This window comes from Sphaerisporangium aureirubrum (genome assembly GCF_042658925.1).
GTDB classification, from domain to species: domain Bacteria; phylum Actinomycetota; class Actinomycetes; order Streptosporangiales; family Streptosporangiaceae; genus Sphaerisporangium; species Sphaerisporangium aureirubrum.
This window is the reverse complement of sequence record NZ_JBHSRF010000034.1, coordinates 13,660-25,169: the sequence shown is the minus strand read 5'-3', so window position 1 is coordinate 25,169 and position 11,510 is coordinate 13,660. Positions and strand designations below refer to the sequence as shown.

At 70.9% G+C, this 11,510-nt stretch carries 10 protein-coding genes; 7 read left to right on the top strand and 3 right to left on the bottom strand.

Features of this window, described 5'->3' with window-relative positions:
* Window positions 1–17: 17 nt before the first annotated feature.
* The 7 genes from ACFP1K_RS22035 (at window position 18) to ACFP1K_RS22005 (ending at window position 7,855) form a co-directional block, all read left to right on the top strand.
* Window positions 18–962 carry a hypothetical protein gene (locus ACFP1K_RS22035; RefSeq protein ID WP_380756301.1) on the top strand — a complete coding sequence of 315 codons (945 nt, stop codon included), beginning with the start codon at window positions 18–20 and terminating at the stop codon, window positions 960–962.
* A gap of 108 nt (window positions 963–1,070) precedes the next feature.
* A complete protein-coding gene (locus ACFP1K_RS22030) occupies window positions 1,071–2,174 on the top strand; it encodes a methyltransferase domain-containing protein (RefSeq protein ID WP_380756299.1) in 1,104 nt (367 codons plus the stop codon).
* 53 nt (window positions 2,175–2,227) lie between these two features.
* Window positions 2,228–2,656, top strand: a complete 429-nt coding sequence (locus ACFP1K_RS22025; protein WP_380756297.1) for an ester cyclase — start codon at window positions 2,228–2,230, stop codon at window positions 2,654–2,656.
* A gap of 67 nt (window positions 2,657–2,723) precedes the next feature.
* Window positions 2,724–4,010, top strand: a complete 1,287-nt coding sequence (locus ACFP1K_RS22020) for an ABC1 kinase family protein (RefSeq protein ID WP_380756295.1) — start codon at window positions 2,724–2,726, stop codon at window positions 4,008–4,010.
* Window positions 4,011–4,243: 233 nt separating this feature from the next.
* The gene (locus ACFP1K_RS22015; RefSeq protein ID WP_380756293.1) at window positions 4,244–5,518 is read left to right on the top strand and encodes a hypothetical protein; all 1,275 of its coding nucleotides are present in this window, start codon (window positions 4,244–4,246) and stop codon (window positions 5,516–5,518) included.
* Window positions 5,519–5,522: 4 nt separating this feature from the next.
* The gene (locus tag ACFP1K_RS22010) at window positions 5,523–6,131 is read left to right on the top strand and encodes a maleylpyruvate isomerase N-terminal domain-containing protein (RefSeq protein ID WP_380756291.1); all 609 of its coding nucleotides are present in this window, start codon (window positions 5,523–5,525) and stop codon (window positions 6,129–6,131) included.
* Between the two features lie 272 nt (window positions 6,132–6,403).
* Window positions 6,404–7,855, top strand: coding sequence for a family 43 glycosylhydrolase (locus ACFP1K_RS22005; RefSeq protein WP_380756289.1), 1,452 nt, complete (start codon window positions 6,404–6,406; stop codon window positions 7,853–7,855).
* 58 nt (window positions 7,856–7,913) lie between these two features.
* Here ACFP1K_RS22005 and ACFP1K_RS22000 read toward each other — a convergent pair whose 3' ends face one another.
* From ACFP1K_RS22000 to ACFP1K_RS21990, 3 genes are read right to left on the bottom strand one after another with little or no spacing between them, the layout of a single operon-like run.
* Window positions 7,914–9,149 carry an MFS transporter gene (locus tag ACFP1K_RS22000; RefSeq protein ID WP_380756286.1) on the bottom strand — a complete coding sequence of 412 codons (1,236 nt, stop codon included), beginning with the start codon at window positions 9,147–9,149 and terminating at the stop codon, window positions 7,914–7,916.
* Window positions 9,146–10,210 (bottom strand): GNAT family N-acetyltransferase, encoded by a 1,065-nt coding sequence (locus tag ACFP1K_RS21995; protein WP_380756284.1) that lies wholly within the window; start codon window positions 10,208–10,210, stop codon window positions 9,146–9,148. Before ACFP1K_RS21995 ends, ACFP1K_RS22000 begins: the two co-directional genes overlap by 4 nt.
* Window positions 10,207–11,481 carry an ATP-grasp domain-containing protein gene (locus ACFP1K_RS21990; RefSeq protein ID WP_380756282.1) on the bottom strand — a complete coding sequence of 425 codons (1,275 nt, stop codon included), beginning with the start codon at window positions 11,479–11,481 and terminating at the stop codon, window positions 10,207–10,209. The genes ACFP1K_RS21995 and ACFP1K_RS21990 overlap by 4 nt, the downstream gene beginning before the upstream one ends.
* Between the last annotated feature and the right edge of the window lie 29 nt (window positions 11,482–11,510).

Below are 11,510 nucleotides of genomic sequence, written 5' to 3'. Positions count from 1 at the left end.
AGAAAGGGAGAACGGCAATGGTGAGGATCGCGTCCACACCCCGCAGCACCCCGGAAAGTTCCCCTTACCCCACCCGGCGAGGGCTCGTCGTCGCACTCAGCGTGCTGGCGGGCTTCCTGCTCACCGTGGTGTGGTCGGCGACGTTCGTCGACTCCACCATCGGTGACAACATCGCCAACACCGTCCTCGGGCACGACGCCAAGGAAGTGCCCATCGCGGGCATCCTGGCCGGGCTCGCCTTCGCCTTCGCCACCGGCCTGGCCGGTAGCTTCACGGCCTGCAACATCGCGGTCTTCGGCGCGGTGGCCCCCCTGATGGGGCAGCAGGGCACCCTCGGCACCCGCCTGAAGGCGGTGCTGCTCCCGTTGCGGTGGCTGGTCGTCGGCATGGTCGCGGTGTCCGCGGTGTACGGCGCGATCGTCGGAATCGTCGGTACCAGCATGCCGCAGTTCGACACGGCCCCCACCACGGCGGGGCTGTCGCCGCGCAGCATCCAGTCCATGGTGGTGTTCGGCGTGATCGGGCTGGTCTTCATCTGGCTCGGCCTCGCCGCGCTCGGCCTGGTCAAGGACCCGCTGGAGCGCGTCTCCCAGCGGTTCCCGGGCGCCCGCATGCTGGTCATGGGCATCCTGATCGGCGGCTTCCTGATCGGCCGTCCGTTCGGGCTGTTCCGCCAGCTGTTCCGTGACGCGGCGGAGAGCGGCAACCCGTTGTACGGCGCCGGGGCGTTCGTGCTGCAGTCGATCGGCAACATCCTGATCATGGCCGTGCTCGCCGTGGTCATCGCGCTGATCGCCGGTGGCAGGATCGGCCGCTGGATCGCCGCCAAGCCCAGCAGGGCCGCCGTCATCGTGGCGGTCTCATTCATCGTCGTCGGCGTCTTCACGTTCTTGTACTGGGACATCCGGCTGCTCGCCCGCCGCGAGATCATCCCGTGGTATCCGGTAGCGCCCTGGGCGTGATCGCCGGGTCCCGCGTGACATTCGCAATCCGCGAGAAGAACGAAAGTCCATTTGGTTCGTAGGTTCAAGGAAAATCACCGCTGATTTACCGGAAGAAGGTGAGGCGACATGACCGCACTGGAGCAGGAAAAAACCGCTCCCCCCGGTATTCCGGCGGTGGATCCCGCGAAAATCATGAACCTGATGGACCGTGTCATGCGGGACATGAGCGGAGCCATGACGGGCATCTTGTGCGCCATAGGCGTACGGCTCGGGCTATTCCGCGAGATGGCGATGTCCGGCCCGGTGACGAGCGTCGAGCTCGCCGCCCGCACCGGGCTGGACGAACGCTACATCCGCGAGTGGCTGCACGGGCTGACCGGCGCGGGCTACCTCGAGGCGCACCGCCCCTCCGGCGGGTTCCTCCTGCCGCCCGAGCTGGCCATGGTGATCGCCGTCGAGGGCTCACCGTTCAACCTCTCCGCGGGATACGAGCTCATGCCGGCCCTGGCGGGCATGACCGGCGAGGTGTGCGAGGCGTTCGCCACCGGCGCCGGCGTCGAGCAGGACCGCTACCCGGCCGAGTTCTACGAGGCCATGGAGCGGATGAGCGCGAGCTGGTTCGACACGATGCTGGTCCAGCAGTGGATCCCTTCGGCCGGCGACGTGGCCGCCCGGCTCCAGCGCGGCGGCAGGGTCGCCGACATCGGCTGCGGCCACGGCCGCGCCGTGATCACGATGGCGCTGGCGTTCCCCGAGTCGCGTTTCGTGGGCTACGACGCCTACGGGCCGAACGTCGAGGCGGCCCGCGAGGCCGCCGAGGACGCCGGGGTGGCCGGCCGGGTGAAGTTCGCCCGCAAGGACGCCACCAAGGGCCTGCGCGGGCACTACGACCTGGTCACGGCGTTCAGCGTGCTGCACGACGCGCCCTCGCCCGTCGCGCTGCTGCGCGCGGTGCGCGGGGTGGTCGCGCCGGACGGCGTGTTCCTGCTGCTGGAGAGCGCGGCGGCCGACGACCCGGTGGACAACACCGGGCCCACGGCGTCCGTGCTGTACGCGACCAGCCTCATGTACTGCCTGCCGACGTCGCTGGCGGACGGCGGACCCGGTCTCGGCACTCTGGGCCTGCCCCCGGCCCGGATCCGGGAGTACTGCGGGGAGGCGGGTTTCCGGTCCATCCGGGCGCTGCCCTCCGCCAACCCGTTCAACGCGCTCTACGAGATCCGCCCCTGACCCAGAGGCGCGGCCTCTGCACCCATCCCACGGAAAAGAACGCAGGAGGAACCATGTCGACAGCCGAGAACAAGGCGCTCGTCCGCAATCTCATGGAGGCGTGGAACAGCGGGGACCTGAACCGCATGATCCAGTACTGGTCGCCCGACATGGTGCACTACTCGCGCGGCGAGGTGCTGGACGCCGGGACCGTCGCCGGCGCCATGCAGATGGTCATGGACGCCTTCCCCGACCTGAAGATGAACGTCGAGCACATGGTGGCCGAGGGCGACCTGGTCTGCTCGGTGATGACCCTAACCGGCACGCACACCGGCTCCTTCCTCGGCGTGCCGCCCTCCGGCAAGTCGGTGGCCATCGCCCTGCAGGGCATGGTCCGCATCGCCGACGGCAAGGTCATAGAGCACTGGGGAACGGCCGACGGGCTGGCGCTGCTCCAGCAGCTCGGCATGATCCCCGAGGAGCTCCTGGCCGCGACGGCTTAGAGGTCACGACATGTATGAACTCGCAAGAATGTACGCGCCCGCGTCCCGGCGTTCGTCCGGGACGAAGGTGTCCCTGCTGAGGACCCTCGCGCGCGTGGCCGTGGTCGGCACCGTCGCCGCGGCCTACATGATCCCGGCCCTGGCCGGCGTCGTCGCGGTCCGGGCCGTGCGGGGCCGGGCCAGGGCACGGGTTTTCCTCTACCGGCGGATCGTCCGGATGCTCCAGGCGCTCGGCCCGACGTACGTCAAGTACGGGCAGATCGCGGGCAGCCGAAGGGACGCGCTCCCGTCCGAGCTGTGCGACGCGCTGTCGGTCCTGCACGACGGCGTCGCGCCGATGTCGGTGCGCCAGTCCCGCCGGGCGCTGCGCACGGCGTACGGCTCGGAGCTGACGAAGCTCTTCCCGACCGTCGACGAGAAGCCCGTGGCCAGCGGCAGCATCGCGTGCGTGTACCGCGCGGTGCAGGCCGACGGCAAGGTGGTCGCGCTGAAGCTCAAGCGGCCGGGCATCGACGCGCGCATGCGGGCCGACCTGGACCTCGTGCGCCGCATGGTGCGCATGGCCGAGGGCTCGGCCAAGATGGGCGGCATGCCGGTCGGCGAGCTCGCCGGGTACGTCAGCGCGGCGATCCTCGGCCAGCTCGACTTCGCCAAGGAGGCCGCCAACTCGGTGCGCCTGCGCGGCATCCTCAAGCCGGTCAAGGACGTGCAGGTGCCGACCCTCATCGGTGAGCACTCGCGGCCCGAGTGCCTGGTGTTCGAGTACATCCCGGACCTCGACTCCACCACCGCGGAGGACCTGCCGTACGGGGTGCGGGCCAGGCTGGCGGGGACCGTGCTCGCCGCGGCGCAGAAGATGATGTTCGTCGACGGCTTCGTGCACTGCGACCTGCATCCGGGCAACCTGTACCTCACCAAGGACGCCCGCGTGGTGATCCTGGACGCCGGGTACTCGGTGCAGCTCCCCGACCGGGTCCGCCGGCTGATGGGGGAGTACTGGATGCGGCTGCGGGCCGGAGACGGCCGCCGCTGCGGCGAGATCGTGCTGGAGAGCGCGGTCGCGGTCGGCGACGACACCGACGTGGACGCGTTCGTGTCGGCCGTGGAGGACCTGGTGAACACCATCGTCGGGTCGGGCGTCCAGTTCGACATGTTCACCTTCGGCAACAAGCTGTTCGACCTCCAGCGCGAGTACGGCATCTACGCCGCCTCGGACTTCGCGTTCCCGCTGATGTCGCTGCTCATCCTGGAGGGCACCGTGCGCGGCATCTCGCCGGACGTGGACTTCCGCCAGGTGGGCGCGCAGGTGGGCGAGAAGTCCCCGGCCCAGGCACAGGCGCCGGTCACGACATAGCCACCACCCGGGCGACCGCCCCGCGGGGTCCGCGCGGGGCGGTCGCCCTCGCTTGTCTCAAGCCGCGTCTCAGCAGGGCTTTAGCGGCGTGCCGATGGGCAATCCGCGAGAAGAGCACGTCAGATTTCCCACCGTAGATTCCGAAAAGAGAGAACGCCTAAAAGGCATTCTTCAGCGAAAAACGGAGGAGTCTCATGGGTGGGTGCAGTGAATCCGTCGACCGTCGGTTCCCGGTGCAACAGATATCGGAGACGACCTGGATGCGGGCGACCGCCGGGAACATCGCCGCGGATTACGCCCAGGGCTACACGGACGTGGTCGCGGGCTTCATGCGCGGCAGGCCCACCTGGCGGGCGTTCCACGACAGCCTGAAGAGCGCCTCGCAGGCCGAGCTGCAGGAGCTGGCCGCCTCCCGTCGCCCGGAGAGCCTCGCGTTCCTGGTCCTGATGATGACCGGTGTCTGCAACGCCGACTGCGGCGTCTGCTTCACCGACCGCAAGCGCAAGCCCAAGGAGCTCAACGCCGACGAGCGCGACGACCTGCTGGCCCAGGCGGCCGCCCTGGGTGCCCAGTACGTGTACGTGCCGGGGGAGGGCGAGCCGACGCTGGACAAGGGCTGGTGGCGTTTCCTGGAGACGTGCAGGGAGCTGGACCTGCCGGCGGTGGTGTTCACCAACGGGATGATCTTCGGTGACGAGGACCTGTGCCGCCGCACCTGGGGTCTCACGCCGCTGGAGGCCGCCAAGAAGATCTCCGAGTACCCGGTGTACCTGTACTCCAAGTACTGGACGCCGGACTCGGCGCTGGCCGCCCGGCTGCTCGGCGTACCCGAGCGCCGCCACCAGTACGGCCAGGTGGACGGCGTACCGGTCCCGCTCGGCCTGCAGACGCTGATGGAGTACGTGCCGCGGGAGCGGATCGGCATCGAGATCTGCGTGGAGCGCCGCAACGCGGACTCCGTGATCGACACCCTGGTGCCGTTCGCCAGGAAGCACGGGCTGGCCCAGCTGGTCGAGATGATGCAGCACAACGGCCGCACGTTCGGCGACCCGTCGTACGACATGACGGACGCGCAGGCCGACGCCGTGGCGCCGCTGCTGTCGGCGACCAGCTGCACGCTCGGCACCTGCAAGGCCGTCGTCACCGTCCAGGGCTACCTCAGCCCGCGCATCGCCGTCCTGGAGAGCCAGCTCCCCGACGACCGCAGGCGAGTGGTCGGGCAGGACTTCTACCGGCTGCTGCACGAGACGCCGTACATCGTGGAGCGCCGCTACAACCTCGCGTGCCTGTGCGAGACCATCCCGGCCGAGCTGGCCGGCGAGAAGATCGACATCCGCGAGGTGTACAACGTCACGCCGCCCGCGCTGGCCAGGGTCACGGCCGTCGAGCTGGAGCCCGAGGCCGGCGGCGTCGCGGTGAAGATCGCCCAGGCCCAGGACGCGGACCCGGGCGGTTGTGGCGTCAAGGGTGGCTGCGCCGCCTGCTCGGCCCTTTGCTCCCAGCACTGAGCCGATGCGGTTCCTCCGGGACGACGTGCTCGGCGCCTGCCTGGCGGGCGCCGAGGCGATCGAGACCATCGCCTCGCGCATGTCGGACGACGACTGGGGGCGGCCCACTCCCTGCGAGGAGTGGGTCGCCGCCGACCTGCTGGACCATCTCCACTGCATCGGGGAGGACTACAACCGCTTCCTCGACTGCATCCTCGACGAGTGCGCGGGTCCGCTGCTGACGCACCAAGACATCGTCGCGCACAACGCCGAGCGCATGGCGAGCCTCCGGCCCGCGGCCCCGCTGGTGCGGCTGGCGCAGTTCGGCCTGTCCGCCAGGAGCTTCGTCACCCGCCTGCCGCTCGCCTGGGACCACGTCCTGTTCCCGATGGACGGCCGCACGTGGACCGTCGGGGACTACGCGGGCTTCTGCGCACTCGAATGGCACATCCACGCCTGGGACATGTACTCCAGCGTGGGCGTGCACTACCGCCCCGAATGCCGGGGCGTCCTCGGCGCGGTCTGCGGCCGCTGGCTGCCGGACCTGTTCCGCGCCGGGGAGGACTGTTGGGACGTCCTGCTGTACGCCTCGGGACGCCAGCCCGGCCTCGGCCTCTGGCGCGAGGCCGTGTGACCCCGGCGACCAGGCCGGCACGCTGACGGGGCCCCGCCTGCGCGAGGCCCCGCCTTCAGGCCGGAGTGCGACGCCCATTGACGGCGGGTCGCCCGCCAGGTTACGACTGTCCCCGGACGCCATCACTGATCCTGCTCGCGCACGGTGATGTGTGTTAGCGCTAACAATGCGTGGAGGCCGTCCGGAACGCGTACATGTCAACAGGCATCGGCCGCTCCGGACGCCTCCCGCACCTTCATCTCTCCACTGGCCTGACCCCCTTGGAGGAGCCGATGCAATCCCTCTCGCGCCCGCGCCCGCCGATGATCGCGCTGGCCACGCTGCTCGCCGTGATGGCGAGCCTGCTGTTCCCCGGCCCGGCCCACGCCTCGCCCGCCGTGCAGTACACCAACCCGGTGGCCGCCCAGCGCGCGGACCCGCACATCTTCCGCCACACCGACGGCTACTACTACTTCACCGCGACCGCCCCCGAGTACGACCGCATCGTCCTGCGCCGCGCCACGACCATCCAGGGACTCTCGTCCGCCGCGGAGACGGTCATCTGGCGCAAGCACTCCTCCGGTGAGATGGGCGCCCACATCTGGGCACCGGAGATCCACTTCATCAACGGCAAGTGGTACGTCTACTTCGCCGCCGGCCGGGCCGACGACGTCTGGCGGATCAGGATGTACGTCCTGGAGAGCTCCGCCGCCAACCCCCTGTCCGGTCCGTGGACCGAACGCGGCCGGATCACCACCCCCTGGGACACCTTCTCCCTGGACGCCACCACGTTCGTCACCAACGGCGTGCGCTACCTGCTCTGGGCCCAGCAGGAACCGGGCATCTCCACGAACTCCAACCTGTACATCGCCCGCATGGGCGCCAACCCCTGGACGATCACCGGCACCACCACGCGGCTGACCGTGCCCACGCTGGCCTGGGAGACCCGCGGCTACAAGGTCGCGGAAGGCCCGGCCGTCCTGGAGCGCAACGGGCGGCGCTTCCTCACCTACTCCGCCAGCGCCACCGACGCCAACTACTGCCTCGGCATGCTGACGTCGTCCGCCTCGTCCGACCCGCTGCAGGCCTCCTCCTGGACCAAGGGCGCCAACCCGGTCTTCGCCACCAGCGCCGCGACCGGCCAATACGGGCCGGGGCACAACTCGTTCACGGTCTCGGAGGACGGGCAGAGCGACATCCTCGTCTATCACGACCGCAACTACCGGGACATCTCCGGCGACCCGCTCAACGACCCCAACCGGCGTACCCGGGTGCAGAAGGTGTACTGGCGGGCGGACGGCACCCCCGACTTCGGCATCCCGGTGCCCGACGGGGCGACCCCGGTGCGGCTGATGTCCTACGACAGGCCCGGGTACGCGCTGCGGCACTGGGACTACCGCGTCCGCCCCGAGGCCAACGTCTCCCCGCTGGCCGACTCCCAGTTCCGGCTGGTCACGGGCCTGTCCGGCTCGGGAACGGTGTCGCTGGAGTCCACGAACTTCCCCGGCTACTTCCTGCGGCACCGCAACCACGAGGCGTGGGTGGAACGGAACGACGGTTCGACCCTGTTCAGGGCCGACGCCAGCTTCACCCGCAGGACAGGCCTTGCGGGCTCGGGCACCGTGTCCCTGGAGTCCGTCAACTTCCCCGGCTACTACCTGCGCCACCGCGCGGATCTGGCGTGGGTCGAGGCCGACGACGGCACGAGCGCCTTCCGGAGCAGCGCCAGCTTCCTCCTGGAGTGACGCGCGTACCGGCGCCTCCTCGCGGCGGAGCTTCCGCCGCGAGGAGGCGCTCGGGCCGTCACACCCGGCTGGACAGCTCCGGGATCGGCAGGGGCAGTACCGTCGTGGCGCGGTGCAGGCGGCCGGCCGCCAGGGCGAAGGCGCCGGCGGCGGCCAGGGCGATCACGCCGACCACCGGGAACGCCAGGTGTCCCACCCAGCTGTACGCCGCCACCGCGACGACCGGGCCGAGCAGGAAGCCCACGTCGGCGATGGCGTTGAACCGTCCCCACACGGTGCCCGAGGCGTCGGTGTACTTGTCGATGCCGTCCCTGGCCACCAGGTAGCCGTGCCCCTGGGCGACCATGAAGACCACGAACGCCATCAGCCCGATGCCGAGGTCGCCGATCTCCGACATGGCCAGGCACGAACCGGCGAGCACGATCAGGCTCACCGTGCCCGCCGCCGGGGAGCGCAGCCGTTCGGAGACTCTCGCGCTGAGCAGCGTGGACACCACCCACACGCCGAGGCCGACGCCGAGGATCAGCGCCGACCTCCCGGTCGGGTCCTGTTCACCCCCGGCGACGTACAGCGGCACCAGCGGCTCGGACGCCGCGAACAGCAGGTTGAGGATCAGCTCGTACAGCGCGAAGACGAACAACGGCAACGCCCAGCCCCGCCCGGCGGGTACGGCCGCGGGCTCCGGCACGCTCGCCGCCGTCGCGGCCTCGCCCCGCCCGGCGGGCAGCCGCATGGCGTACGCCACGGTTGCCGCGCCCGCCACGCTGAGGGCCGCGCCGAACAGCAGGACCACGCGGAACCCGGCGAACAGGTGGACGGCGCCGGCCACCGCCGGGCCCATGGCCAGCGTGAGCACGGCGCCCGCCCCGACGATGGAGCGCAGCTTGGCGACCGGCACGTCGTAGTGCTCGGCCAGCATGCCGGTGGCGCGGTAGATCGCCGGGATGCCGAGCCCGGTGCCGACGCCCCAGACCAGCCGCCCCGCCACGGCCAGCTCCGCGCCGTCCGCGACGGCGATGAGCCCCATGCCGGCCGCGCCGCCGAGCCAGGCGACGGCGGCCGTCGGCGCCGGGCCCCAGCCGTCGGTCAGCCGCCCGCCGAGCGCCCACTGGCTGATGATCTTCGCCACCGGGTAGGCCAGCAGGAACACCGTGAGCATGACCGGCCCGAGCCCGAGCTCGCCCTGCAACTGCGGCAGGAACGGCAGGATCGCGGTGTACCCGATGTTCATCCCGGCGATGGCGACGATGATCAGGGCGAACCTGACCCGGTACCCCATCGTGGCGACGGTCACGGCCGCCGTCCCGCGTGGTTGCGCGCGATCAGCCGGATGTGCAGCTCGGTCAGGGACGCCTGGATGTTGTAGTCGTCCTCGGCGAGGTACACCCCGGCGTACAGATCCACGCCGGTGAGGCCGAGACGCTGCTTGTACAGGTGGTTGGAGCGGCCCATGTCGATGATGGCCGCGCCGCTGTCCACGGCGTAGGAGACCGCCTCGTAGGCGAGCGTGCCGTAGGTGTGGAGGTTGCGCAGCCGCGGGTAGTCGATGCCGGCCGTCCACGCCGACAGCCGGTTGCCGTGCCGCAGGCACAGGAAGCCCCCGGCCAGGGTGCCGTCGTGCTCGGCGGCCAGCATGATCGCGCCGGGCACCTCGGCGACGGCGTGGAACAGGTCCGCGCCGTACATGTTGTAGCCGTGCGCGGCCGAGGTGTCGACGGTGAGCGCGGCGAACTCGTCCAGCACGGGCACCATCTCGGTCCCGAACAGCCGCCGCACCTTCAGCCCGGCGTCCATGCCGCGCCGCCACTGCCGGCGGAACTCGCGGCGCACGTTGGAGCCCGGCCGCATGGCGAGGAAGTCCTCGATCGACTGGCCGATCGGGGCGAAGTAGGCGACGTCGAACAGCACCGACATCGAGGTGGGGCGGATGGCCGACCACCGGCTCAGCACGTCCGGCGTCAGGTTGCTGAACACCAGCGCCACGGCCCCCCACTCGCGGGTCAGCTCCAGGCCGCGGTCCACCGCCTCGGCGATGAAGTCGGTGCGCTTGGCCCCGGCGCCGCCGTACTCGGCGTACGTCGACGGCGCGTACACCACAGGCCCCGGCCAGACCGGGTCCACCCCGACCACCTGCTCGTTCTCCGTCCAGAACGGCGAGTGGTCCACCAGGTAGTACGACACCAGCTCGGCGTCGTCGCCGTCGCTCAGCAGCAGGTGGCGGAAGTCCCTGACCTGCTCGGTGGTGACCTTCTCCCAGGCCGCGGCCCAGTGCGGCGTCAGTGTGATGTGCTCGGCCCAGATGGGCATCTCGGGCAGATCGGCGACCTGCTCGTACCAGGTGGCGTCGGCGGTCATCGTGTCCCCTCCCCGGCCGTGACGGCCGTGTGCGCTGCCGGGGAATCCGGCGCGGCGATGACGACCTCGACCTGCCGCATCCCCTCCTCCATGGCGCGCCGGCAGGACCCGGCGTCCTCCCCGGTGACGATCATCGAGCCCAGGACGTCGTCCAGGCCGTTGGGCGGAGGCTTGACCACCTCGCCCGGTGACTTCTCCCACACCAGCTCGTGGAACCACGGCTCGCGCGCCAGCTCGGGCGCGGCGCCGAGCGAGGTCACCACGCCGGCGGCCTCCGGGTAGATGTGCTTGATGGCGGCGGCGCCCGAGCGTGCCGGGGTGAGGTCCCCGAGCAGGCCCATCGCGGCGTCCGCCGCGGCCCTGGCGAGGTCCACCCCCGAGGCGAGCCGCCAGAGGTACGGGATGCGGGCGCCGGCGAGGCGGGCGTTCACCTCGACCACCCGCGGGCCGCGCGAGGTGAGGCGCAGCTCGGTGTGCGTGACCCCCCAGTCGACGCCGAGCGCGTCCAGCGCGGCAGTCGCCACGTCGACCGCGGGGGAGCCGGGGTCGGCGAGCGGGCTCGCGGTGTCCACCACGTGCGCGCCCTGCTCGAAGTACGGCGGGTAGTCCACCACGTGGTCGGTGACGCACGAGACGATCGTCGTGCCGCCGACGCTCACGCACTCCACGCTGATCTGCGGCCCGTCGAGGTACTCCTCGACGAGGACCCGCACCGGGCCGTCCACGCCGCCGAGGCGGGACCCCGAGGACAGGTCGTAGGCACGGGCCAGCGAGGCGGGGTCGTCGGCGCGCGACACGCCGACGCTGCCCGCGAGGTTGCGGGGCTTGACCACGACGGGGTAGCCGATGTCGGCCGCGATCTCCAGCGCCTCGCCGAGCGAGCCGACCGGCACCGAGCGGGCGGACGGCACCCCCGCGGCGTCCAGGGCCTGCCGGGTCAGCAGCTTGTCGCGGCAGGCGCGCACGGTCTCCAGGCTGTTGTGCGGCACGCCGATCTCCTCGGCGATGGCGGCCGTCACCTCCAGGTACTGCTCGACGTACGTCACGACGCCGTCGAACCGCCCGGCGGCCCGCACCGCGTTCACCACGGCGTCGGTGTCGTCGAAGGACACGGGGATGTGGTCGCGGATATGGGCCAGCTGCCATGTGGGCGTCTCGTCGTCGACCAGGGTGATGGCGTACCCCCCGGCCATGCTGCGCAGCCCGTACTCACGGCAGACCTGGCAACCGCTGCCGACCACGAGCAGTCTCTCGGGCGGTCCGGCTGACATGGCGAAGTCCTATCTATGAAAGGGGACCA